Genomic DNA, 23033 nt, shown 5'->3' with positions numbered 1-23033 from the left:
GACCCACCCTTCCATCGAGTTACGATGGAAACCTATCGAATCTCGATAGGTGAAGCAAGACCGAGGATGGAGGGTGGGCGGCACGTTCACGCTGCGGCGGAAGGCTGTGGCGGTTCCGCGAAACCGGAAGAAACGGATGATCGCCTATGAATGCGCGTCACGCCGGTAGGTGTAGAGGATGAAGCCCTCGTGGAACTTGCCCACCTTGTCGTACAGCGCGCGAGCCGGGGCGTCTTCCAGGGTGTTCCAGTAGAGGCCCGGGGCGCCGTGTTCCTCCGCGTCGCGAGCGACCCATTCGATCATCGCGGTCGCGACACCCTGCCGCCTGACTTCCGCGTCCACGAACAGGTCCGCCAGGTAGCACTTCCCCGCGTACCAGACACTGGCGTGGAACAGGTAGTGCGCGATGCCGACCATCCTGCCGTCCAGCCGGGCGGCGATCCCGCGTATCCGCTCGTCGTCGAGCAGGCGTCGCCAGGTCCGTTCGTAGCTGTCGTCGTGCCGTTCGACGTCGAAGTACGTGTCCTTGCCGCGGGCCAGCACTTCCCAGCGGGCGCGGTCGGACTCGGTCAGGAAGCTGATCTCCACCATGGTGCCCATCCTGCCGTGCGGCCGGATCGACGGGTGCGTCCGGCCGTCACGGGGGCGGGACTTGCCCCGGGTGTGACGCCGGACCGGGTGCGGCGTCCCACCCCCCGCCCGCGTCGGGAAAACAACGCGACAGCCTGCGGCCGGAGTCCGTACCGTCGCCGCCATGGACGCAGAATCCACCACCCTGACGTGGCGACCGCTCACCACAGGCGACGCGAAGACGTCGGCCGACCTCCTCAACGCCATGGAGGCCGAAGACAAGATCGGCGAGAACTACGAGGAGGCGGACACCCTCCAGGAACTGGTGGATCCCTACGCGGACTTGGAGCGCGCGAGCCTCGCCGCCTTCGACGGCGACGTGATGGTCGGCTACATGAAGGCCACCTACAAACCGACCGCCGAGGACGTGCACCGGATCCTGGTCGACGGCGGCGTGCACCCGCACTACCGTCGCCAGGGCGTAGGCACCGTGCTGCTGAAGGCCGGGATAGCGGGCGCGAAGGCGTTGCACGCACTGCACCAGCCGACACTGAAGCTCGAGGTCCAGGTCCAGAACTGCGAGCGCATCGCCGGAGCGGCCGAGCTCTACCGCTCCCAGGGTTTCGCACCCGCCCGCTACTACCACTTCATGGAGCATCCGCTCGGTGACGCGATCCCGGACGCGGCGATCCCCGACGGGCTGCGGGTCGAGCCATGGTCGGAGCAGAACGACGAGGAGTTCCGGATGATCCGGAACGAGGCGTTCAAGGACCACTGGGGTACCGTGCCGGTGCCCGTGGACGCCTGGAAGAACAAGATCACCAATCACACCTTCCGGCCCGCGGTCAGTTTCCTGCTCCGGGACGTGGCGAACGGGGCCCCGGCGGGCATGCTGGTGACCATGTCGTGGGAGGCCGACACGGTGGCCACCGGCGTGCGCGAGGCGCACTTCATGCTCATCGGGACGCTCCGCGACTACCGCAAGCGCGGCGTCGCCGGCGGCCTGATCCGTCACGCGCTGCGCAGCGCCGCCGACCAGGGCTACGGGAAGGCCAGCCTGAGCGTGGACTCGACCAATCCCAGCGGGGCGTTCGGGATCTACGAGAAGGCCGGGTTCACACCCAAGGAGCGGTACGTACGCTGGGCGCTCGACGTCTGACGGTTTCGGTCCCCGGTGCTGTGGTCCCCGGTGCTGTGACCGGAAACGTTCACCGGGGGCTCGGCTCGAATGAGTGAAGTGAGCCGGTGGGGCATCGACCACTCAGAAAACCGCTGGACACGCTCCAGGGCGCTCCGCAATCATCCGGCGCTGTGACAGATGAACCCACCCGCCGTTCCCCGGCCCCAACCGGCCTCAGGTCGGTGAGACTCGTTGATCTCACGAGCACGGCCATGACCGCCTTGCTGGACGACGACCTCGCCCGGGCCAGTGCCGAAGCAGGAGTCGATCTCACGGACTACTTCCTCACTGATCAGGCGAAGTGGGTTTGGCGGTATCGGCTCAACCAGCTGGCCTCGGACCCGGGCAGCGCGGGGTGGCTCACCCGAGCCGTGGTGGCCGAGCCCGAAGGCGTCGTCGTGGGGTACGCCGGGTTCCACGGGCCGCCCGATGTGACGGGCATGGTGGAGATCGGCTATTCGGTGGCGCCCGGCCACCGTCGCCAGGGGTACGCCAGGACGACGTTGACCGAGTTGCTGCGTCGCGCCGCCGCCGAATCCGGAGTCAAGACCGCGCGGGTGACGATCAGCCCCGAGAACACCGCATCCCTGGCCACGATTTCCGGGTTCGGCTTCGTGGAGGTCGGAGAGCAGTGGGACGAGGAGGACGGCCTCGAGCTCATCTTTGAAGTCCCAGTCTGAAGGGGCTGCCGCCCGAAGGCGGCTCTCCGTCCCAAAGCGCCACAAGCGCCGACCCGGTTGGCGTTCCCGGTCACAACGCCTGTGTGCTCTCCTCAGCGTCGAGTTGGTGGTCCGCCCAGACGTAGCTTTCGGGAAGCAGGCCGGTGACGGGCACCGTTCGGAGGCCGTCGCCCGTCCCGACGATCACCTTGAGCGCTGGGAAGTAGTCAAGAAGGACCTGGCGGCAACGGCCGCACGGCGGCACGACGCCTCGGTCGCGGTCACCCACGGCGACGATGGTTTCCAGGTCATAAGCGCCCTGGGCGGCAGCAGCGCCGATGAGCACCAGCTCCGCACAGGGGCCTCCGGTGAAGTGATAGGCGTTCACCGCGGTGACGATCCGGCCGTCCCGGTCGCGGGCCGCAGCCGCCATGGTGTGGTTGTCGCCCCGGCAGCTTGTGGCCGCGACGTGCGCCGCCGCCCGGATCAGTTCGTGGTCGACACGGTCGGTCTGTGAGGTCATCTTCCATGCCTTCATGTGGTGTCAGCGCGACAGGGGAAACGTTGCCTCATACGTCGCTAGCTGCGGATGGGCTGAGATGCCGATGCCTGCTCGCGTTCCAGCAGTGTGACCGTGACGCCGGGCGCGACGTGGCGCTCACCGACAGGTGCGAATCCGCGCCGACGGTAGAGCGCGACCGCAGGCAGGTTGGCGGTCGCCGTGGAGACGACGGTCAGCTCCGCGGGCTCGAGCGAATCCAGTGCGTCGAGTAGTGCCGTTGCGACGCCGCGGCGATGCGCGTCCGGATGGACCACGAGGCGGCAGATGTCCAGAGCACCGTTCGGCAAGCGGGTCCAGGCGACCGCTCCGACGAGCCTCGACCCGTCGCGAACCCCGAGGAAGGACTCGTCGCATGCGCGCAGTTGCTCAAGGGACTCGTGCAGGGGCGGAATGCCGTCGAACCCGATGAGGCGGGCTTCGACCGCGTAGGAGATCCGCTGAAGGTCCCACAGATGACGCAGGGTGTCGGGATCGGCGAGGTCGAGCCGGACCGGTTCCGCGAACGGCCGGTGGAATTCGGTGGCGGGGTGGGTTTGGCCGGTCATGCTGTGATCCTCTCAGAACGACCGGCCGGGACACCGCTCTCGAACCTCGTGGAGGCCCGAAGGCGCACCACGGAATTGGTCCGCCGAAATATCCGTGAAATGGATCCGGCTCCGGTACCACTCGCCGCCTAGCGTTGCGGGTACGACAAGGGACCGTCCGCCCCGATGGGACGGTTCCGCCTGATCACAGGAGAGTGGACCATGCATGTCTTCGTTGCCGGCGCCACCGGCGCTGTCGGCCGTCAGCTCGTTCCGCTGCTGCTGGCCGAGGGGCACCGTGTCACGGGAATCTCGCGCAGCTCGGCGGGTGTCGAGCGCATTCGGCAGCAGGGTGCGGCAGCCGTCCAGGCGGACGTGTTCGACCGGGAGGCGCTGCACCGGGTCCTGGCGACGGCCGCGCCGGACGCCGTGATCCATCAGCTCACCGACCTGTCGGACGCCGACGGGGAGGCGACCAACCGGCTGCGGCGCGAGGGGACGGGCAATCTGGTGGACGCGGCGGTGTCCGCCGGCGTGACCAGGATCGTCGCCCAGTCGATCGCCTGGGCGTACGCGCCCGGGGAGGGGCCGGCCGACGAGGGCACACCGCTGGACGTCGGGGCGGCGCCGCCGCGCGGGGGGATGGTGGAGGGCGTCCGGGCGCTGGAGGGGAAGGCCGCCGAGGTGGAGACGGCGGTGCAGCTGCGGTACGGCATCCTGTACGGCCCGGGCACCTGGTACGCACCCGGAGGGCCCGTCGCCGCGGCGCTGGCCGGGGATCCGTCCGCCCGCTTCCTCGGGAGCACCGAGGCGGACCTTTCGGTGATGTCGTTCCTCCACGTCGCCGACGCCGCCAGGGCTGCCGTCGCCGCGCTCGGCTGGCCCTCGGGTCCCGTCAACATCGTCGACGACGAACCCGCGCAGGCCCGCGCGTGGCTGCCGGCGCTGGCCCGTGCCTTGGGCGTTCCGGCGCCCCAGCCCGTACCCGGTCGCCTGGACTGGGCGCGCGGCGCGTCCAACGGGCTGGCCCGGTCGCGCGGGTGGCGACCCGGGCATGCCTCGTGGCGCTCCGGCTTCGCGGCGCAGATGGCCTGACGCGGGCCGGCGGCCCGCCACGGTTCCCGGGCCGCCGAATTGGTCCGGTGCTCCGCGCGGGGAATGGACCGCGTGTGAGGCCGCACGCCCGCGTACGTTCGGGCCATGACCGCTGAAGCGCCCGCGCCCATGAAGATCTGTGTCTTCCTCTCCGCCGCCGACCTCGACGAGCGCTACACGCGGCCGGCCCGCGAGTTCGCGGAGCTCGTCGGCGCGGGGGGCCACACCCTGGTGTGGGGCGGGTCGGACACCGGGCTGATGAAGGTCGTCGCCGACGCCGTACGGGAGTCGGGCGGGCGGCTCGCCGGGGTCTCGGTCGGCTTCCTCCGGGAGTGGGCCAGGCAGGACGCCGACGAGATGGTCTTCGCCGAGGACCTCGCCTCGCGGAAGGCCCGGCTGCTCGCCGCGTCCGACGCGGTCGTGGTGATGGCCGGCGGCATGGGAACCCTGGACGAGGCGACCGAGGTCCTGGAGCTGCGGAAGCACGGTCTGCACGACAAGCCCGTCGTGCTGCTGAACACGGCGGGCTTCTACGACGGGTTGATCCTGCAGCTCCGGCGGATGGAAGAGGAGGGCTTCCTGCCGGTGCCGCTGGCGGAACTGGTCCTCGTCACCGACACCAGTGCCGCCGCGTTCGCCCACCTGGAGGCCTCCCTCGTCCTCGCGGCAGACACCCTCAACTGAGCGCCTGGGGCAACACGCTGCACAGGGTGTCCAGTGCGCCCTTCCACGCGCTGTCCGAGGGCGCCGCGTAGTTGACGACCAGGGCGTCCCGCTCGGGCAGCTGCCAGCCGGAATCCTGCGCCTCGTGGCCGAATTCCCTCAGCCCGCTCACCGCGAGACCCTCCCGGGCCGCCGCCTGGACGACCGAGTTCTCCGTTCCCGCGGGGAGTTCGAGGACGACCTGCAGCCCGGCCGCCATGCCGGCCGCCCGGACGCCGGGCGCCCGCTCCGCAAGGGCTGCGACCAGTTGGTCGCGGCGGCGCCGGTAGCGCTGTCGCATCGACCGCACATGCCGGTCGTAGGCGCCCGAGGTTATGAACTCCGCGAGCGTGAGCTGCTCCAGGGTGCTGGACATGTAGTCGCCGTACCCCTTGGCCTCCACGACCTCGGGGACCAGCTCGTCCGGGAGCACCATCCAGCCGAGCCGCACCCCCGGGGCCAGTGACTTGCTCGCCGAGCCGAAGTACACCACGCGCCGGGGGTCGAGGCCCTGCAGAGCGCCCACGGGCCGGCGGTCGTACCGGAACTCCCCGTCGTAGTCGTCCTCCAGGATCAGCCCGCCCGTGTCGCGCGCCCAGGCGACGGCCGCGGTGCGCCGCTCCGGGCACAGGGCGACTCCCGTCGGGTACTGGTGCGCCGGGGTCATCAGCACCGCGCCCACCCCCCGCAGGCGGGCCAGGTCGTCGGTGCGTGCGCCGTGCTCGTCGACGTACAGGGGCGGGGTCCGCAGGCCGGCGTCGGTCAGCAGGTCGCGGTAGAGGTCCAGGCCGTACGCCTCGACGGCGACCGCCCGCGCCTTGCGGACGCTGAGGACCCGTGCCATCAGTGCCAGTCCGTGGTGGAAGCCGGAGCAGACGACGATCCGCTCCGGCTCGGCGTACACCCCGCGGGTCCGTGCCAGGTAGTCCGCGAGCGCGGTGCGCAGTTCCGGACGGCCGCGGGGGTCGCCGTAGCCCAGGGCGTCGTTCGGCGCGGCGGTCAGGGCGCGGCGTGCGGCGGCGAGCCACTGGGCGCGGGGGAACCTCGCGAGGTCCGGCGAACCGGGCTGCATGGCGTACCTGGGGCGGGTCCGGGCGGGCCTGGTCCCGGTGCGGGGAGTGCCGGTCGGGGCGCTGTGCGGCTCGGCCCTGGGAGCCACCCGGGTTCCGGAGCCCTGCTGGGCGGTGAGCCAGCCCTCGGCGACCAGCTCCGCGTAGGCCTCGACGACGGTGTTGCGGGAGACGCCCAGGTCCGCGGCGAGCGAGCGGGACGGCGGCAGCCGGGTGCCGGGCCCCAGGCGCCCCGAGCGCACGGCTTCCCGCAGCGCGTCGGTGAGGCCGGTGCGCAGTTTGGTACCGCGCAGTTCCAGATGGAGGTCGGCGCCGATCGCGGACGGAGGCGGGTCGGCGGCGGAATTGGTCCGGGAATCCCTCATGTAATTGGACCATACTCCGGTACCACCCGATGCGTAGCGTTGCGGGCATGACGATGAACGAAGCACATGAGCACACCCCCCGCCTTCCGGAGCACACGGCGCGCATGGACTGGGCGAAGCTCGCCCCCGAGGCCTTCAAGGCGCTGGTCCGACTGGACTCGGCCGCGGGCCGCGGGGTCGACGCCGGCCTGCTGCACCTGGTGAAGGTCCGCGCGTCGCAGATCAACCACTGCGCCTTCTGCCTGGACATGCACAGCAAGGACGCCATGGCCGCCGGCGAGTCCGCGGAGCGCGTCATCCAGCTCGGCGCCTGGACGGAGGCGAAGCACTTCTACACGGCACGGGAGATCGCGGCGATCGAGCTCACCGAGGCGATCACCGTCGTGACGGACGGATTCGTCCCGGACGAGGTGTACGCCAGGGCCGCCGCGCAGTTCGACGAGACCGAACTGGCCCACCTCGTCGCCGCGATCGTGGCGATCAACGCCTTCAACCGCATCGGCGTCTCGACCCGCATGGTCCCCGGCCACTACACGCCGAGCGCCTGAGCCTGATACGCCCGTCCGGCCGGGCCTGGGACCCACCCCGCGCCCGCGCGGGGGGCCGGGTCCCCGCCCCGCCCGGTCTGCCCGGCGTCCGACCGCGTCCCCCGAACGTCGCTCCTCCCCCGGCAGCAGACGTCAGGGGTGCCCCGCCGGCGACCACCCCGACTAGGAGATCCAGGTGGGTACCGCTTCCCCTCCGCCACGCCGGCCGGCCCTGGCCCGTGCCGCCGACGAGTTCGTCCTCACGACCGTCCTGCTGTTCCTCGCGGTGACGGTCGTGCGATGGCTGCGTGACCCGCACTCGCCCCTCTACATCGCCGAGCTGCGCGTCGCCCTCGTCGTGATCGGCGCCGTCAGCGGGGCCATCCTCACCGGCCTGATCCTCAGCCCTCCAGGACGGCGCAGCGGCGGCCACACGAACCCCGCCGTCACCGTCGGCCTGTGGCTGATGAACGCCTTCCCCGGCCGGCACGTCCTGCCGTACGTGCTGGCCCAGCTCGCCGGTTCCGCCGCCGGTACGGGCCTGGCACGTCTTGCCTGGGGTCCGGCGGTGGCGCTCCCGTCGGTCTCGCACGCCGCGATCCGGCCCGCCCCGACCTGGCAGCCCGTGCCGGTCCTCCTCGCGGAGGTCGGGGGCATGCTCGCGCTGACCCTCGTCGTCGCGTTCTTCGTCGCCCGCCCCCGGTTCATCCGCGGCCTGGCGCCCGTCATCGGGCTGTCCGTGGGGGTGGTGATCGCCACCCTCGGCCCGCTCAGCGGGGGCTCGGTCAACCCGGCCCGTCAGCTCGGTCCGGCGGCCTTCTCCGGGCAGACCAACGACCTCGCGATCTACCTGGTCGGGCCCATCATCGGGGCGGTACTCGGGGCCGGGGCCTACCGGTTGCTCGTCCGGGCGCGCCGCACCCGCGTCACCGCGGCGGCAGCCGCCGCGCCCCCCGGCACGCCCGGCACGCGGCGTGTCCACCTGCTCGTCGGTGGCGCGTTGTTCGTTTCGGCGTTCAGCCTCCGGCCCGCGATCACCAGCCTCGGCCCCCTTCTGGAGGAGGTCCGTGCCTCCCTCGGCATGAGCGGCACGGTGGCGGGCCTGCTCACCTCCCTGCCGGCCCTGTCGTTCGCCGTGTTCGGCGCCGCGGCACCCCGGCTGTCCCGCCGGTACGGTCCGGCGGCCGTGATCTGCGCGGGCATGGCACTGGTCGCCACCGGCCTTTTCCTGCGCCCTTTCACCGGGCACACCGTGCCGTTCCTCGCCGCCAGCGCCCTGGCGCTGAGCGGCATAGCCGTCGGCAACGTCCTGATGCCCGTCGTCGTCAAACGCTGGTTCCCGCACCGCGTCGGCACCATGACCGGCCTGTACGCGATGGCCCTGTCCTGCGGTACGGCCCTGGCCGCCGCGCTCAGCGTCCCGGTGACCGGCGCCCTGGGCGGCGACTGGAGGCTCGGCCTGGCCGCCTGGGGCGTGGTCGGCGCCGTCGCCGTGCTGCCCTGGCTGCCCCTGGTACGGGACCGGTCCCGGCCCACCGCGGCCGCCGCCGGCGGGGATGCCGGCGTTCCGGCCGTGTCGGCGGGCCGCATCACGGGCAGTCCGACGGCCTGGGCGCTCACCGTCTACTTCGGGCTCCAGTCGGCCGCCGCCTTCGTCGCCATGGGCTGGCTGCCGCAGATCCTCCGCGACGCGGGCGTCCCGGCCTCCGCCGCCGGCCTGATGCTCGGGGTGTCGATGGCGGTGGGCGTGCCCATGTCCTTCGTCCTGCCCGCGATCGGCGGCCGGCTGTCCGGGCAGGGGCCTCTCGTCGTCGTCCTGGGCCTGTTCGGGGTCGTCGGCTACTCGGGGCTGTGGGCGGCGCCCGGTGCCGCGCCGTGGGTGTGGACCGTGCTCATCGGGGTCTCCAACTGTGCCTTCTCGCTGGCCCTCACCATGATCGGGATGCGCGCCCGTACCGGCCCCGGCGTCGTACGGCTCTCCGCCTTCGTGCAGTGCACCGGTTACCTGCTCTCCGTCCCCGCGCCGATCCTCATCGGAGCCCTGTACCAGCACACCGGTGGGTGGGACCTGCCCGTCGCCGTGATGCTCCTGCTGCTCGTGCCGCAGATAGCCGCGGGCGTGCTGGCCGGCCGGGACCGGACGGTGGAGGACGAACTCCGCCACGGCGCGGAGGCCCCCGCCCCTCCGCAACCGGTGCGCCGTCCCCAGCGCTCCCGGCTCAGGCCCCGCGACGAGTAGCCGCACCCCCGGACCGGCGAACCGCGCGGAAGTCCCGCACGCGACAGCCCGACACAACGAAGGAGACCTCCCGTGCTCAACGCCGACGGCCGGCCGATCCCGGTGATCATCGACTGCGACACCGGCATCGATGACGCCCTGGCGCTTCTGCTGGCGGTCCGTCACCCGGGCCTCGACCTGCGCGCGGTCACGTGCGTGGGCGGCAACACCGACGTGGACGCGGTGGTGCGCAACACCTTGACGGTGCTGGAACAGGCCGGCGCCCCCCACGTCCCCGTCGCCCGGGGCGCGGAGCGTCCGCTGATCGCACCCCCGCGCACGGCCCACCACGTGCACGGCCGGGACGGCATGGGCGACCTGGGGCTGCCCGCGCCCACCCGTACGCCCGCCGACGTGGACGCCGTAACCCTGCTGCGCCGGGAGATCCTCGCCTCCCCTCGCCCCGTCACGCTGATCCCCACGGCGCCGGCCACCAACATCGCGCTCCTGCTGCGCACCCACCCGGAGGTCGCCGCCGGCATCGAGCGGATCGTCTTCATGGGCGGCGCGGTGGGCAGGGGCAACGCCACCCCGGTCGCGGAGTTCAACGTCTGGCAGGACCCGGAGGCCGCCGCGATCCTGTTCTCCGCCCGGGTGCCGGTCACGATGTACGGACTGGACGTGTTCGAGCAGGTGGTCGTCCCGTCCGAGCACGTGCGCAGGCTGCTGGAGAGCGAGGAGCCCGGTACGCGCCTGGCCGGGCGCCTGCTCGCCCACCGCGTCCGAACCCGGACGAGACCGAGCCCGGCGGCGGCCTGGGGGACGCGGGCGCGGTCTGCGCGGTCGCCGACCCACGGGGGCTGACCACGCGCCGTCTGCCCGTCGAGGTCTCGCTCGGCCCGGGGCCCGGCAGGGGGCAGACCGTCGTCGACCGCCGCCTGCGCGTCGGCGAGTCCGAGATCCACGAGGGGGCCCGCGAGCGTCCGATGGTGGACGTGGCGCTCGGGGTCGACGTCGCCCGGTTCGTGGAGCTGTACCTGGAGGCCGTGGAGCGTGAGGGGCCGGGCCCGGCCGGCCATGCGCCGCGAGGACCGGTGAGGGAAAAAGTGGGATAGTTTCCCATACCATGAAAAATCGGCCGATTCCCCTGAACTTCTTCGGCATGCCTTTCGGCCTCGTCGGCCTGGCGGACGCCTGGCTGACCGCCGCCGAAGCCGGTCGCGTGCCACGGGGCGTCGGGGACGCGCTGCTGATCCTGGCGGCCGCCGTGTGGTTGCTGGTGACGGTCGCCTATCTCCACCACGCGGTACGGGCACGGTCCCTGGCACGGGACCTGACCGACGCCGCGGCCGGACCGTTCGCGTCGCTGTGTGTGATCGTCCCCATGGTGATCGCCGCGAACGGCCTCTACGTCCGGGCGCCCACGGCCGGGCGCGTGCTGGTGGACGTGTTCCTCGTCCTCACCGTGCTCCTCGGCGCCTGGTTCACCGGTCAGTGGATCTACGGACGGATCGACGTCGACCGCTTCCATCCCGGCTACTTCCTGCCTACGGTCGCCGGCGGCCTGCTGGCCGCGGCGTGTGCGGGGACGGTGGGGCAGCAGCGGCTGGGTCAGGTGATGTTCGGCCTGGGCGTGGTCTGCTGGATGATCCTCGGCTCGGTGATCATGGGACGGTTGTTCTTCCGCCCCCTGCCGCCTCCACCGCTTCTGCCGACCCTGGCGATCGAGATCGCCCCCGCGGCCGTGGCCAGCACCGCCTACTTCGCGCTGTTCACCGACTCCATCGACGGGGTCGCGGCCTTCCTCGGCGGATACGGACTGCTGATGGTGCTGGCCCAGCTCCGGTTGCTGCCCGCCTACCTGAAGCTGCCCTTCATGCCGAGCACATGGGCGTTCACCTTCAGCTGGGCCGCGGTCGCCGCCGTCGCGATCCACTGGGTGGAGCGCCAGCGTGCGCCCGGGGCCGGCGCGTACACCTACGTGTTCCTCGCCGCCATCACCGTGTTCATCGGCGGCATCGCCCTGCGGACCCTGGTCGCCCTGACGCGGCACGAACTGCTGCCTCCGGCGCCGGCTCCGCAGCCGGCCGAGCCGCAGGGCGGCGGCGCCTGAGGCGCCGAAGGCACCGCCACCGTTGCCGCGGGTCCGCCGTTCGCGGCGGAACTCACCTCTGCAGGAAGGACTGCAGCAGGTTCGTCACTTCCTGGGGCTTCTCCTCGGTCACCCAGTGACCCGACCCCTTGATGACCCGGCCCTCGACGTTCACGGCGTAGTCACGCCATTGGTCGGCGATCTTGCCGCCGAACGACGCCTGGCCGCCGATCGCCAGGACCGGCATCCGCAGCTTGCCTTCGGCCAGGAACTTCTTGTTCTGGTCCACGTCCCCGCGGAGCTCGCGGTACATCTTCATCCAGGCCACCGTGCGGCCCGGCTCCTTCAGGTAGTGGGCGTAGAAGTCGTAGTCGTCCTTCGTGAACGCCGATCTGTCGGCCAGGAGCTCCTCGATGAAGCCCTGGACGAAGACGCGCTCGTGACCGTCGATGAGCTGCTCGGCGAGCGGTAGCTGGAACAGGCCGAAGTGCCACATCGAGGGGGTCTTCGGGTTGGCCTCCAGCGCCGGGAAGCGGTACAGGCTGTCGTCCGGGATGGGAGCCTCCATCACGGCCAGGCGGCGCACCTCCTTCGGCCACTGGGCCGCGTAGGCGTAGCTGACCCACAGACCGACGTCGTGCCCGACGACCTGGACGCCGTTGTTCAGCTTCAGCTGCTTCAGCAGCTCATGTACGTCCTTGGCCATCTGCGCCTTCGCGTAACCTCCCCTGGTGACCTCGGAGTTGCCGGCGCCGCGAAGGTCGACCGCGATCACGGTGTGGTTCTTGGAGAGCGGGCCCATCTGGTCCCGCCACTCGGCCCACGACTGGGGGAAGCCGTGGATCAGCACGACCGGTGAACCTTTGCCGCCGCGCAGGTAGTGCATGCGGAAGCCGTTCACCTCCGCGTACTTGGACGTGAAACCGGGGGGAGGTTTCGCCTGCGGGAAGGCCGACGGGGACGGAGACTCCCCCACCGCCGTGTCCCGCCCGCGGCTGTCGCCCCATGCCCCGGCGCTCGCGCTCGGGCAGACCAGCAGGGCGGCCGCCAGCACTGCGATGAGCGCGATGAACCTGCCGGTTTTCCTGGTTGGTGTGTCCACGATTCACCCACCTGAAGTGATTCGTACGAGGGAAGTCAAGGTGTTGCCGCAGGCCACCGGTACGCGTGATCAAGGCGAGTCGACAGCGGTGGACGCTGTGCCACCGGCGACGCCGCGCACGGCCCGGCGGGCCGTGGGATTTCCCCCAGCGGCAGGGAGTACGGGCAGCGGGGAATGGCCTGCCCACCAGGCTGTACACGCCGGCGGAGGCCGAGCTGAACGTCGGCCCTACGCGACCATCATGAGCACAGCACGCGGGGATACGCCATTGGGGGGACGCAGGACGGCGGGCCGCCCGCCGACGCACGGGAGGCGCTGCCGTCCGGCGGAGGTCAGCGCACCCGGATGCCGGCGCGGAAGACGGCCCGCACGTCCAGGAGGGCGGCGGGGTCCTTGACGGGATCGCCGTCGACGGCCAGCAGGTCGGCGTCGGCACCGGCGGTGATCCTTCCCTTGCGGCCCTCCACACCGCACAACCGGGCGGCCAGGCTGGTCACGGAGATCAGGGCGTCGGCAGGGGCCACGCCCAGACGGACGAGGGCGCCGACGCCGTGCGGGAGGACGTCGTGGGGCTTGTCGGGCCCGATGCCCGCGTCGGAGCCGATGACCACGTTGGCGCCCGCGGCGTGCAGGTTGCCGAAGGTGTCCAGGATGGTCTGGACGTGTGCGGCCAGGGCCGGGGGCGGGTTGAACGCCGCACCGGGGACCATGCCCAGGGTGAGGCTGGCGAACGTGCCGCTGTCCACGATGGCCGCGGCGAGGGCGGGGTCGTACGTGGCGCCGTCGGCGCCGAGGAAGGTGACGTGCTCCAGGCTGTCGACGCCCGCGTCGAGGGCGTCCTTGATGGCCTGGACACCGTGCGCGTGGGCGGCCACCGGCAGCCCGAGACGGTGTGCCTCGTCCACGACCGCGCGCAGGTCCTGCGGGCCGTACTGGGAGGCGTGCGGGGGCACGGAACCGGGCGTCATGTTGCCGCCACTGGCCATGATCTTGATGACGGCGCAGCCGCGGGCGTGGCGCTCCCGCACCGCGGCGCGCAGTGCCTCGGTGCCCTCGGCCTCGCCGCCGAAGAAGTGGCAGTGCCCGCCGGGCGTGGTGAGCGGGGGCCCTGCGGCGAGGATCTCCGGCCCGTTCTCCGGGGCCCGGGCGAACTCCTCGACGAGGGTCAGCGAGAGGTAGTCGCGGTCACCGAGGTCGCGGACGGTGGTGATGCCGGCCCGGAGCGCCGCCCGGGCGGCGGCCCGCATCCGCGCCAGCAGGTCCGCGTCGCCGGTCGCGGCCAGGGAGGTCACGGGGTCGGGGCTCGCGTCGAAGGCGAGGTGTGTGTGGGTGTCGATGAGGCCGGGCAGCAGGCACGTCCGCGGGCCGAGGTCGACGACCGGGGTGCCGTCGGTCGGCAGCGCGCCGGTGCGGTCCACGCGGCTGATGCGGTCACCTCTGACATGGACCGTGGCGGGCCCTGAGCGGGTGAACCCGTCGAACATCGAACCGGCGTGTATGGCAGTGGTGTTGAGCAAGGTGCTTCCCATCGAAGAGCAGTGCCGGCCCGCTGGACGTGGGGCCCGCGGGAGGGCGTGCGTCGTCACGGAGACGGCGAGAATCGAGCGGCGGCCCGGGGCCGGCCGGGATCAGGCCGGCGTGCCCATCCGGCGGACGGCCTCGGTGAGGATCTCCGGCGACGTGGCGAAGTTGAGGCGTACGTGCCCCGCGCCCCCCGTGCCGAACTCCAGGCCCGAAGTGAGGGCGACCCGGCCGCGTTCCAGGAAGGCGGCCGCGGGATCGTCGCCGAGACCGAGGGCACGGCAGTCCAGCCACGCCAGGTACGTCCCCTCGGGCCGCTGGTACCGGACGCCGGGAAGGTGCCGCTCGAGCAGTTCGCCGAGGAGGCGGCGGTTGTCGTCGAGGCCGGTGAGCAGCGCGTCCAGCCAGCCGCCTCCGAGCCGCAGGGCGGCGGTCTGGGCGATGACGCCGATGCCGCTCAGCTCATGGGCGACGCTCAGGGGGATGCGCCGCAGGGCGTCGTCCGCCTCCTGCGCCCAGGCGAGCATCCCGGCGCGGAAGCCCGACAGGTGCCATCCCTTGGAGGCGGAGTAGACGGCGACGGCGTCCTCGGCGCCGGGGACCGAGAGGTACGGCACATGGCGCGCGCCGGCAGGGACGAGCGGCGCGTGGATCTCGTTGGAGACGACCCGCACCCCGAACTGCCGCGCCAGTCGCGCCACCGCGGCCAGTTCCTCCGCCGTGTGGACCGTCCCCGTCGGGTTGTGGGGGCTGCACAGCAGGAAGACCGTGGGGCGGCCGCCGTCGACCGTCCGTCCGAACGCGGCGCGCAGGGCGTCGAGGTCGATGCGGTGGTCGGGCCCCAGCGGGGCCTCCACGACGCGGCGGCCCAGTCCCTCCGCGATGTGCCGGTGGAGCCCGTATCCCGGGGAGTTGACGACGACCACGTCCCCGGGCGCCGTCGTCACCTTGAGCGTCTCGGCGATGCCCGTCAGGGCGGAGGGGACGACCATCGTCCGCTCCGTCGCCATGCGCCATCCCCAGCGCTTCGCGGCGAATTGGTCCCAGGCCTCCGCCATCGTCGCGTCGAAGGGCGGGTAGCCGGTGTCCCCGCGTTCGAAGGCCAAGGACACCGCGTCCACGACCGCGGGGGCCGGGGTCGCGTCCATGTCGGCTATCCACAGCGGCAGGACGTCCGCCGGATGGTGACGCCACTTGACGCCCTTGCGACGCCGCAGTTCGTCGATCGTGAGCCGGCGCAGCGGATTGTCCGCCCGCCGTGCCGTGTCGTCGAGTGTCTCGAATCCTGCGGGTGCCATGACCTTCCTCCGGTGGACGTGCGACGCGGTCACGCGCGGATCCGCCGGGACGGACCATCGCCGGAGACCGCGAGCGCGCCTTCCGGACTCCGCCCGCTCCCGCGCGGCGAACACGGCGCGTGACCGATTGCCGCGCCCACCCTAGCAGGGTGTTTGACGAGTCAAGGATGCTGCGGTCGCCGCGCCGCACCCGGCGCGGGCGAGCGCTCACCCGGTCACGTCCGGGCTTCCCTCCGGACGACGTGGCCGGCGGCGTGGTGCAGAGAGCGCCAGGTCACCACCGCCCAGGCCGCCACGAGCAGGACGTAGAGCACGACGGCGGCCCAGACGAAGGGCTGTGATCCGGTGCGGGTGGCGAGGGCACCCGTGCCGGTGACGCAGGCGCCCAGCGGGAAGATGAAGGACCACCAGCTGGGCGCGAAGGGGAGTCCCGCTCGCAGCTGCCGTACGGTCAGCGCCGCGGCGAGCACCAGCCACAGCATCGCGAAGCCCCACAGCCCGATTCCGCCCAGCAGCGCGAACGCCGCCGCGGCCCGGGCGTACGGCGCGGGCAGCGCGCTCGGCGCCGCCGTGGCCAGCGAGCCCATCGCCGTGACCGCCTGGTCGACGGCGCCCAGGCCGATCCACACCGTGGGCACCACCGCTCCCGTGGGTGCGTCGTGGTGGACCAGCCGGCTGAAGACCATCGCCAGGACCAGCAGGACCGCCACCAGGCCGAGCCCGAGCATCGCGTAGCAGCCGAGCAGCAGGGCCAGCCGCGGCTGCCCGGCCGGTGTGTGCGGGACCAGCAGGGCGCCCGTCGCAGCGGAGACCAGCGGCGGCACCACCGGCATCAGCCAGCCGCCGAACGCCGCGTCCGGAGCGAAGCGGTGCCGGGTGACCATCACGTACGGCACCGCGCAGGCCGCCGCCAGGCCGAGTACGGTGCCCAGTGACCACAGCACCCAGTCCACGTTCAGGGCCGTACGCGCTCCGAGCACCTGCCGGCCGAGCAGCTGCGCGCCGGCACCCACCGTGAGCAGTGCCATCGGCGGGGCCCCGAGGAACGGCGCCAGCATCGGATCGCCGGCGTGCACCCGCAGCGTCCGCTGCCTGAGGTAGCCCGCCGCGAGGACGACCAGCAGCAGCGCGGCGCCCGACCAGACCACCGTGGCCGCGTCGCGCAGCCAGGCGGAGCTCCGCGGCAACGTGACCGCCGCGTTGGCGACGATGCCGGTGCCCATGACCGCCGCGAACCAGCTGGGGCCCAGGTGCGGACGTCGCGTCCCGGTCAAGGCCGGCAGCCGGGGACGTGCATGGGTGGCGTGCCGGGGCCCCGAGTCGCTTCGGGGCGGGAGGGACCGGGTATCGCTGGGGTCGGATGTCACGGCGGAGAACGCTTCTTTCCTCACATCGGGAATCACCGTCGGCAATCGGCACACCGGCCCCCAGGCCCAACAGCTCACGGGCCGCGGCCGCAGCCGTCGGCTCGTTGGCCCTACGACGTTACGGTGACGTTGGGCTCCCTCCGCATCACTAGGCGTGCCAGGACACCCTCACATCAGGACGTCCGGCCCGCGGAACCCGGCGGGCGCCGTACGCACCGGCGCCGCACGACGCGGGGGGACGTCCTGATGTGACGCCTCCCCGGCACCTTCGGCCCTCGGCGTCGGCCCGGCACCGTCGTAGCGTCGGTGGTGCCACACGGTCAGCGATGCGCGCACCCCACCGGCACGGAACGGGGCCGCTCCCCCGCCGGGAGCGACGCGCGGATGACGGGGCCCTTGCGACGGCGCCCGCCATCGGCTGTCCCGAATGAGGAAAGAAGGCGATCCACCCAGTGGCGTCGACATCCAGCGCCAAAGAACCGGCACTCCAAGGACCGGAATTCGGCCTCAACGAATGGCTCGTGGACGAACTGTACGAGCGCTACCTGCACGATCCCGGATCGGTCGACGAGCAGTGGAGGGACTTCTTCGTCTCCCCCGCCGCCACCGCCGGCCGGCAGGAGCGGGCCGGCACGCCGTCCCCGCATGAGGACGCGCGAGAAGCGGCCGCCAAGGCCGTGCGCGTCGCCGCGCTCATCCACGCGTACCGCGTACGCGGACACCTGGTGGCCGACACCAACCCCCTCGCGGCCGGTCGGGTGAACACGCACCCGGAGCTCGACATCGCGGCCTTCGGGCTGCGCGACGGGGACCTGGAGGCGGAGTTCGTCGTCGACGGCTTCGCCGGGCGCGACACCATGACGTTGCGTGGCGTGCTGGACGTCCTGCGCCGGTCCTACTGCGGGACGGTGGGCGCCGAGTACATGCACATCCAGGCGTTCGAGGAGCGCCGCTGGGTGCAGGAGCGGATCGAGGCACCTTCGCCGCGACCGGACCGTGCCGACCAGTTGCAGGTCCTGTACCGGCTGGGCGCCGCGGAAGCCTTCGAGACCTTCCTGCAGACCAAGTACGTCGGCCAGAAGCGGTACTCGCTCGAAGGGGGCGAGTCGGCGATCGTGCTGCTCGATGCCCTGCTGCTCCGCGGCATCGGGCACGGGATGCGGGAAGCGGTCATCGGGATGGCCCACCGGGGCCGGCTCAACGTGCTGGCCAACATCATCGGCAAGTCGTACGGGAACATCTTCCACGAGTTCGAGGACGCGGTGGACATCCTGTCGGTCCAGGGGACCGGCGACGTGAAGTACCACCTCGGGGCGGAAGGGACCTACCACGCCCTGGACGGCGGCGCGATCGCCGTCTCCGTCGTGGCGAACCCCTCCCACCTGGAGATCGTCGGGCCGGTGGCCGAGGGGGTCGTGCGCGCCAAGCAGGACCTGGCCGACGGCGACGGCGCGGCGTTCCCCGTCCTGCCGGTCGTCGTCCACGGCGACGCCGCGTTCGCCGGGCAGGGCGTGGTCTCCGAGACGCTGAACATGTCGCAGCTGCCCGGCTACCGCACCGGCGGGACGGTGCACATCGTCATCAACAACCAGCTCGGTTTCACGACCTCGCCCGCCAGCGGCCGTTCCAGCACCTACGCCACCGCCGTCGCGCGGACGGTCGAGGCGCCGATCTTCCACGTCAACGCGGACGACCCCGAGGCCGTCGTGCGGATCGCACGCCTGGCCTTCGACTACCGCCAGGCGTTCCACAAGGACGTCGTCATCGACCTGATCTGCTACCGGCGCCACGGGCACAGCGAGGTCGACGACCCGTCGATCACCCAGCCGGCCATGTACGACCGGATCGACGCCACGCCTTCGGTGCGCAAGCTGTACGCCCGGTCCCTGATCGACCGGGGGGCCATCGACGAACGGCAGGCCGAAGGCGCCCTGCGGGACTACCGGGAGCGCCTGGAGCAGGCCTTCGCCGAGACGCGGGCCCTGACCGCGGCCCGCTCCCCGAAGCCCGCCACCCCCGCGGACCACCGGGACGACACCGCGCTGCCGGTGCCGACCGCGATCACGGAGGCGGCCGCCCGGCACGTCATCGCCTCCCAGACCGGGCAGCCCGCGGACTTCACCGTGCACCCGCGCGTCCTGCCGCAGCTCCACCGGCGCGCCACGATGCTGGACGCCGGCACGATCGACTGGGCCACCGCCGAGACGCTGGCGATCGGCTCCCTGCTGATGGAGGGGGTGCCGGTGCGGCTGTCCGGACAGGACTCCCGCCGCGGCACGTTCGGCCAGCGTCACGCGGTGCTCACCGACCGGCGCACCGGCGCGGAGCACACCCCGCTGAACGGCCTCGGCGCGGGCAGCGCGGACTTCTCCCCCTACGACTCGATGCTGTCCGAGATGGCTGCCCTGGCCTTCGAATACGGCTACTCGCTGGAGCGGCCGGACGCGCTGGTGCTGTGGGAAGCCCAGTTCGGCGACTTCGCCAACGGCGCGCAGAGCGTCGTCGACGAGTACATCGCGTCGTCGGAACAGAAGTGGGGCGAACGCTCCGGGGTGACGCTACTGCTGCCCCACGGACTGGAGGGCCAGGGTCCCGACCACTCCTCCGGCAGGATCGAGCGGTTCCTCCAGCTGTGCGCGCAGGGGAACATGACCGTCGCGGTCCCGACGCTGCCCGCGAACTACTTCCACCTGCTCAGGCAGCAGGCGCTCGGCGAGCGCAGGAGGCCCCTGGTGGTGTTCACCCCCAAGTCGATGCTGCGGCTGAAGGAGGCCACCTCCGGGCTGGCGGACTTCACCACGGGCTCCTTCCGACCGGTCGTGCCGGACCGGGACGTCGACAGCGCACAGGCCCGGCGCGTGCTGCTGTGCTCGGGGAAGGTCTTCTACGACCTGGACGCGTACCGGCGGAACGCCGGCCTGCGGGACACGGCGATCATCCGGCTGGAGCGTCCCTACCCCTTCCCGGACGAGGAACTCGGCGCGGAGCTCGCCCGCTTGCCCCGTGACGCCGAGGTGCGGTGGGTGCAGGAGGAGCCGGAGAACCAAGGGGCATGGTCCTTCGTCAGGCCGCACGTGGAGCGGCTGGCGGGCCGCCCCCTCGGATGCGTCAGCCGGCCGTCCGCCTCGGCCCCCGCGGTGGGCTCCGCCCGGCGGCATGCCGCCGAGCAGAAGGAGCTCGTGGAGTCGGCCTTCCGCTGACCACTCCCGCGACGGCGCACGACACCCCTGGGACCGTCCTCCCGGGGGTGTCCGCCGTAGGAGGGCCGCAGCGACCGCGTGTCGGCCGATGGCCGTACGATCCGGCGCATGATCCGGATCTCCTGGGCTCTGATGGCCCAGCACGTGGACGAGTGGTCGGGAACCGACCTGGACGAGGGCGCCGCGGTCCTCCAGGACAGGGTGCGCGCGGCGGTCGCCACGATCGGCCTGAATCCCGAGGCCGTGCAGCATTGGTGGGCGGACTTCCTCACGCCCGTGGTCGATTCACTGCGTACGGAGGGCGCTGCCGCTCTCGCCCGGGGCGAGTCGTGGAGCAAGGCGGCGGGACCGTTCCTCGCCTGCGCCTCCCCGGTCGGCTGACCGGGCGGAGCCGCGGCGCGGAGGCGGCACCGCACCACCCCGTTGGCGCACCCACCGTCCGCACCGCCCCGGCGGCCGCCGGAAACACAGGGCCGGGGCGGGCACCCGGGGGCCCCACCCACGAGCCCTGCACGACCACTCCACCACGCCCCACTGACATACAGGACAAAGAACAGCAGGAGTAAAGGGGTTGTTGAGGTGCCCACCCAGAGCCAATGCGGCGGCTGACCTGCGAAAACCCTGCGTATGTGGCGGGAGGTCACCGTAGGGCAGGGTGTAGGGAGGACTGTAGGGAAGGCTGTAGCGACCTCTGTACGCGCTGAAGGCAACCGTGGTCACTCACCAGGCGGACCTGCCGGGCCTTGCGCCAGGCTCCAGCCGCCCCGCCGCTCACCGCCCGCCTGTCCGGCAACACGTCCATGAGCCGGCCAGGCCGGAACAGTGCACCAACTTGAGGCGCGACATGAAGTGACCGGCTGGAATGCGAACTCACCGACCTCTACGACCGCGTTCACTGCGGGCCAAACCTCTTTACCGGTGAGTCGCGCCGGCCCGTGCAGTGCGGATCCTGCCGGTCCGCAGCCCGCGGTGACGAGCAGACCAGCGCTTCAGTTGGACTGGGTACCTGTGAGTCGCTGCGCCACTTAACGGCCCGGCCGAGAGCTGTCAGCAACGAACGACCCCTGCCCCAGCACAGTACGCAGCCGGCCCTCGGTTCGCAGCGCGGCCACCGCCTTCTGCACCGTGGACGGCGCCACGTCCAGTTCGGCGGCCAGCGCGTTCACAGCAGGGAAACGCTCCCCCACGGGGTATGTGCCGGCGTCGATACGACGGCGCAGTTCGTCCCGTACCTGAGTCCATACGGGAACGCTCCGGTCAAGATCCATGGCTTCAGCGTGCGCGAATACGCGAAAACAGGCGACCACGTATACGCGAATACGCGTATGCTCGGAAACGAAAACACCCCGACAGTCGTGCAAGGACTGCCGGGGCTGAGCCGATCGCTACTGAGGAGCGAACGACGATGCGAAGCCTAGTGGCCGCAGTCTTGAACGTCCTCCTGCCCGCCCACGGAAAGCGCCGAGCCAACCCCGAGGCGAAGCCCACCGTCCACCCCGTTCCGCCACCGAAACCCCGGGCCCCTCGTACTGCAATGGTGCTCGACGCCGAGACACTCCCGATCGTGCCCCGGTATCTCGAGGCGTTCGAGCAAGCACGCGAGCGACAGGTCCAGCGGGAACGGCGAAGGTCTCTCGCGCTGGCAGCCATGGGGCAGGACTACGTGCCGGAGCGCGCGGCATGACCGACGCCGTGGCTGGGCTGCGCCTGCTGCCGTGGGACGGTCCCGATGGGAAGCCCGCGTACACCCCCGACGACAATCCCGAGGGCATGATCGCGCGACTCGCCGACCGCATGGAACGCGAACAACTCACCGCAGCGTCAGACCTGCTTGAGCTCGCACGTCAGATGTTCGGCGTTGGTGAGCCGCTGGCCCCGGAGCAATCACGCTTCGTCGTGGCACGGCTCTGCGACGTGCTGTCGAACACGCTGCGGGTCGCCGAGTCGCGCGGCATGCGTCTGAAGACCAGAGACGCCGATGAATAGGCGCGAAGCTCCACTGATAACCCTGCGCGTATCGCGCGACGGCGGGCGGACGTGGGAGCGCCCCGTGCGATTTCACCGTAGCGACAACCTGCAGCCCCTCCAGTCTTCCGTATGGCCACCCTGCGAGTGCCGCCGATGCGTGCCGGGGCTGCGCCGCACATAGCGACCGGGACCGAATTCAGAGGTGCCCGTGGCGGCCTACGTACGCGCAGGTCGCCGCCGGGCCCTGCTCCATCGACGCATCAGCGGGGGATGACGACCTCCAGGACTGAGCGGAAGGTCGTGGTCGTATTCTCCTAGGCACCCGCGGTCCTGGTGCAGACCACGATCTGCGCCTCTCGTGAGCCGAGTGGATGAGCTCGTGGGCGCCGCCCGTCAGACTGCGGCCCTTCGGTGCTCGGCCAGGGCACACGACAAGCCGCGGCAGCTCGACCGGGTACACAGCGGAGGTCGCAGGTCGCTAGGCGGCGAGCAGGTCGGCCCAGTGGGTGAATCCGGCATGGTCGCAACGGACGCCATTCCGGGCCGACAAGGCCCTCACGATGCCGAGGCCCCGGCCGTGCTCGTCCGGATCGACGGCGCCCGCCGCCGCGCGGAGCTCTGCCGACGGACCCGAGTCGGTGACTTCGACGCGCAGGGCGCTGCGCCCTTCGACCTCGGTCCACGACAGGCGCAGGCCCGCGGGGCCGTCGGTGTGCACGATGGCGTTGGTGGCCAGCTCCGATATCACCAGCAGCACGTCCTCGGCGACCGGCGGGGCCATCTCCCACTCGGCCAGGATCCTCCGCACCCGTCGCCGCATGACGGACAGGGCGCTGGGGAAGTGGGGCAGCGTGCAGGCGTGTTCATCGTCGTTCAGGGGCGTCGGCTCCGGATGCGCCGCCTCGGTGTCCTCCACCGCGCTCCGTGCCCGCGGCACCTCTGCTTCGAGGCAGTCCGGCGCACGCCGCCCGCGCCGATCGGGTTCGGGAGTCGGACCGATGGAAGTCATGGTG

At 71.8% G+C, this 23033-nt stretch carries 20 protein-coding genes and 3 pseudogenes; 13 read left to right on the top strand and 10 right to left on the bottom strand.

Annotation, left to right across the window (positions count from 1 at the left end):
- Positions 1-144: 144 nt before the first annotated feature.
- Complete coding sequence (locus tag ACFV3E_RS39325) at positions 145-591, bottom strand: GNAT family N-acetyltransferase (protein WP_500540213.1); 447 nt, start codon at positions 589-591, stop codon at positions 145-147.
- A 163-nt stretch (positions 592-754) separates the two neighbouring features.
- On the opposite strand from ACFV3E_RS39325, the gene ACFV3E_RS39320 reads away from it, so the two are divergent.
- Together ACFV3E_RS39320 and ACFV3E_RS39315 are read left to right on the top strand one after the other, a co-directional pair.
- Complete coding sequence (locus ACFV3E_RS39320) at positions 755-1729, top strand: GNAT family N-acetyltransferase (protein WP_500540211.1); 975 nt, start codon at positions 755-757, stop codon at positions 1727-1729.
- 233 nt (positions 1730-1962) lie between these two features.
- The gene (locus tag ACFV3E_RS39315; protein ID WP_500540209.1) at positions 1963-2430 is read left to right on the top strand and encodes a GNAT family N-acetyltransferase; all 468 of its coding nucleotides are present in this window, start codon (positions 1963-1965) and stop codon (positions 2428-2430) included.
- Positions 2431-2500: 70 nt separating this feature from the next.
- Here ACFV3E_RS39315 and ACFV3E_RS39310 read toward each other — a convergent pair whose 3' ends face one another.
- A complete protein-coding gene (locus tag ACFV3E_RS39310; RefSeq protein WP_500540207.1) occupies positions 2501-2932 on the bottom strand; it encodes a cytidine deaminase family protein in 432 nt (143 codons plus the stop codon).
- 56 nt (positions 2933-2988) lie between these two features.
- Positions 2989-3516, bottom strand: coding sequence for a GNAT family N-acetyltransferase (locus ACFV3E_RS39305; protein ID WP_500540205.1), 528 nt, complete (start codon positions 3514-3516; stop codon positions 2989-2991).
- A gap of 201 nt (positions 3517-3717) precedes the next feature.
- On the opposite strand from ACFV3E_RS39305, the gene ACFV3E_RS39300 reads away from it, so the two are divergent.
- Together ACFV3E_RS39300 and ACFV3E_RS39295 are read left to right on the top strand one after the other, a co-directional pair.
- Entirely contained in the window at positions 3718-4590 is an 873-nt protein-coding gene (locus ACFV3E_RS39300) for an NAD-dependent epimerase/dehydratase family protein (protein ID WP_500540203.1), read from the top strand.
- A gap of 129 nt (positions 4591-4719) precedes the next feature.
- Positions 4720-5274 (top strand): LOG family protein, encoded by a 555-nt coding sequence (locus ACFV3E_RS39295; protein ID WP_500540241.1) that lies wholly within the window; start codon positions 4720-4722, stop codon positions 5272-5274.
- On the opposite strand, the gene pdxR is transcribed toward ACFV3E_RS39295, so the two are convergent.
- The gene (gene pdxR, locus ACFV3E_RS39290; RefSeq protein WP_500540201.1) at positions 5267-6727 is read right to left on the bottom strand and encodes a MocR-like pyridoxine biosynthesis transcription factor PdxR; all 1461 of its coding nucleotides are present in this window, start codon (positions 6725-6727) and stop codon (positions 5267-5269) included. The genes ACFV3E_RS39295 and pdxR overlap by 8 nt on opposite strands.
- A 47-nt stretch (positions 6728-6774) precedes the next feature.
- Here pdxR and ACFV3E_RS39285 point away from each other — a divergent pair, with 47 nt between their 5' ends.
- The 5 genes and pseudogenes from ACFV3E_RS39285 to ACFV3E_RS39265 all read left to right on the top strand — a co-directional run bounded on the left by ACFV3E_RS39285 (position 6775) and on the right by ACFV3E_RS39265 (position 11585).
- Positions 6775-7275, top strand: a complete 501-nt coding sequence (locus ACFV3E_RS39285) for a carboxymuconolactone decarboxylase family protein (protein WP_500540199.1) — start codon at positions 6775-6777, stop codon at positions 7273-7275.
- Positions 7276-7450: 175 nt separating this feature from the next.
- A pseudogene (locus ACFV3E_RS39280) lies at positions 7451-8089 on the top strand (MIP/aquaporin family protein); the annotation flags it as partial.
- Positions 8090-8152: 63 nt separating this feature from the next.
- Positions 8153-9493, top strand: a complete 1341-nt coding sequence (locus tag ACFV3E_RS39275; RefSeq protein ID WP_500540239.1) for a CynX/NimT family MFS transporter — start codon at positions 8153-8155, stop codon at positions 9491-9493.
- Positions 9494-9565: 72 nt separating this feature from the next.
- Positions 9566-10587, top strand: a pseudogene (locus tag ACFV3E_RS39270) (nucleoside hydrolase).
- Between the two features lie 11 nt (positions 10588-10598).
- Positions 10599-11585: an SLAC1 family transporter gene (locus ACFV3E_RS39265; RefSeq protein ID WP_500540197.1), complete on the top strand. Its 987-nt coding sequence runs from the start codon at positions 10599-10601 to the stop codon at positions 11583-11585.
- Positions 11586-11637: 52 nt separating this feature from the next.
- Here ACFV3E_RS39265 and ACFV3E_RS39260 read toward each other — a convergent pair whose 3' ends face one another.
- The 4 genes from ACFV3E_RS39260 to ACFV3E_RS39245 form a co-directional block, all read right to left on the bottom strand.
- A complete protein-coding gene (locus ACFV3E_RS39260) occupies positions 11638-12666 on the bottom strand; it encodes an alpha/beta fold hydrolase (RefSeq protein WP_500540195.1) in 1029 nt (342 codons plus the stop codon).
- 332 nt (positions 12667-12998) lie between these two features.
- Positions 12999-14084, bottom strand: coding sequence for a metal-dependent hydrolase family protein (locus tag ACFV3E_RS39255; RefSeq protein ID WP_500540193.1), 1086 nt, complete (start codon positions 14082-14084; stop codon positions 12999-13001).
- Positions 14085-14294: 210 nt separating this feature from the next.
- The gene (locus ACFV3E_RS39250; RefSeq protein ID WP_500540191.1) at positions 14295-15485 is read right to left on the bottom strand and encodes a MalY/PatB family protein; all 1191 of its coding nucleotides are present in this window, start codon (positions 15483-15485) and stop codon (positions 14295-14297) included.
- A 215-nt stretch (positions 15486-15700) separates the two neighbouring features.
- Positions 15701-16759 (bottom strand): TDT family transporter, encoded by a 1059-nt coding sequence (locus ACFV3E_RS39245; RefSeq protein WP_500540189.1) that lies wholly within the window; start codon positions 16757-16759, stop codon positions 15701-15703.
- 554 nt (positions 16760-17313) lie between these two features.
- Between ACFV3E_RS39245 and ACFV3E_RS39240 the strand changes: the two are divergent.
- A pseudogene (locus tag ACFV3E_RS39240) lies at positions 17314-20052 on the top strand (multifunctional oxoglutarate decarboxylase/oxoglutarate dehydrogenase thiamine pyrophosphate-binding subunit/dihydrolipoyllysine-residue succinyltransferase subunit); the annotation flags it as partial.
- Between the two features lie 108 nt (positions 20053-20160).
- Positions 20161-20433, top strand: coding sequence for a hypothetical protein (locus tag ACFV3E_RS39235; protein ID WP_500540187.1), 273 nt, complete (start codon positions 20161-20163; stop codon positions 20431-20433).
- 644 nt (positions 20434-21077) lie between these two features.
- On the opposite strand, the gene ACFV3E_RS39230 is transcribed toward ACFV3E_RS39235, so the two are convergent.
- Complete coding sequence (locus tag ACFV3E_RS39230) at positions 21078-21320, bottom strand: GntR family transcriptional regulator (protein WP_500540185.1); 243 nt, start codon at positions 21318-21320, stop codon at positions 21078-21080.
- Positions 21321-21586: 266 nt separating this feature from the next.
- Between ACFV3E_RS39230 and ACFV3E_RS39225 the strand changes: the two genes are divergently transcribed.
- Positions 21587-21736, top strand: a complete 150-nt coding sequence (locus tag ACFV3E_RS39225; RefSeq protein ID WP_500540183.1) for a hypothetical protein — start codon at positions 21587-21589, stop codon at positions 21734-21736.
- On the top strand, positions 21733-22038 hold the full coding sequence (locus tag ACFV3E_RS39220; protein WP_500540181.1) for a hypothetical protein: 306 nt from the start codon (positions 21733-21735) through the stop codon (positions 22036-22038). Before ACFV3E_RS39225 ends, ACFV3E_RS39220 begins: the two co-directional genes overlap by 4 nt.
- A 460-nt stretch (positions 22039-22498) precedes the next feature.
- Here the strand turns inward: ACFV3E_RS39220 and ACFV3E_RS39215 are convergent, their stop codons facing one another.
- Positions 22499-23029, bottom strand: coding sequence for an ATP-binding protein (locus ACFV3E_RS39215; RefSeq protein WP_500540179.1), 531 nt, complete (start codon positions 23027-23029; stop codon positions 22499-22501).
- Positions 23030-23033 lie beyond the last annotated feature (4 nt).

The organism is Streptomyces sp. NPDC059718, from assembly GCF_042733315.1.
Lineage (GTDB): Bacteria > Actinomycetota > Actinomycetes > Streptomycetales > Streptomycetaceae > Actinacidiphila.
This window is presented reverse-complemented; position numbering and strand designations above follow the sequence as displayed.

Bases quoted from the DNA above. Each gene is read 5' to 3' on its own strand.
- ACFV3E_RS39325 (WP_500540213.1), bottom strand. From the start codon at position 591: ATGGTGGAGATCAGCTTCCTGACCGAGTCCGACCGCGCCCGCTGGGAA.
- ACFV3E_RS39320 (WP_500540211.1), top strand. From the start codon at position 755: ATGGACGCAGAATCCACCACCCTGACGTGGCGACCGCTCACCACAGGC.
- ACFV3E_RS39315 (WP_500540209.1), top strand. From the start codon at position 1,963: ATGACCGCCTTGCTGGACGACGACCTCGCCCGGGCCAGTGCCGAAGCA.
- ACFV3E_RS39310 (WP_500540207.1), bottom strand. From the start codon at position 2,932: ATGACCTCACAGACCGACCGTGTCGACCACGAACTGATCCGGGCGGCG.
- ACFV3E_RS39305 (WP_500540205.1), bottom strand. From the start codon at position 3,516: ATGACCGGCCAAACCCACCCCGCCACCGAATTCCACCGGCCGTTCGCG.
- ACFV3E_RS39300 (WP_500540203.1), top strand. From the start codon at position 3,718: ATGCATGTCTTCGTTGCCGGCGCCACCGGCGCTGTCGGCCGTCAGCTC.
- ACFV3E_RS39295 (WP_500540241.1), top strand. From the start codon at position 4,720: ATGAAGATCTGTGTCTTCCTCTCCGCCGCCGACCTCGACGAGCGCTAC.
- pdxR (WP_500540201.1), bottom strand. From the start codon at position 6,727: ATGAGGGATTCCCGGACCAATTCCGCCGCCGACCCGCCTCCGTCCGCG.
- ACFV3E_RS39285 (WP_500540199.1), top strand. From the start codon at position 6,775: ATGACGATGAACGAAGCACATGAGCACACCCCCCGCCTTCCGGAGCAC.
- ACFV3E_RS39265 (WP_500540197.1), top strand. From the start codon at position 10,599: ATGAAAAATCGGCCGATTCCCCTGAACTTCTTCGGCATGCCTTTCGGC.
- ACFV3E_RS39250 (WP_500540191.1), bottom strand. From the start codon at position 15,485: ATGGCACCCGCAGGATTCGAGACACTCGACGACACGGCACGGCGGGCG.
- ACFV3E_RS39235 (WP_500540187.1), top strand. From the start codon at position 20,161: ATGATCCGGATCTCCTGGGCTCTGATGGCCCAGCACGTGGACGAGTGG.
- ACFV3E_RS39230 (WP_500540185.1), bottom strand. From the start codon at position 21,320: ATGGATCTTGACCGGAGCGTTCCCGTATGGACTCAGGTACGGGACGAA.
- ACFV3E_RS39225 (WP_500540183.1), top strand. From the start codon at position 21,587: ATGGTGCTCGACGCCGAGACACTCCCGATCGTGCCCCGGTATCTCGAG.
- ACFV3E_RS39220 (WP_500540181.1), top strand. From the start codon at position 21,733: ATGACCGACGCCGTGGCTGGGCTGCGCCTGCTGCCGTGGGACGGTCCC.
- ACFV3E_RS39215 (WP_500540179.1), bottom strand. From the start codon at position 23,029: ATGACTTCCATCGGTCCGACTCCCGAACCCGATCGGCGCGGGCGGCGT.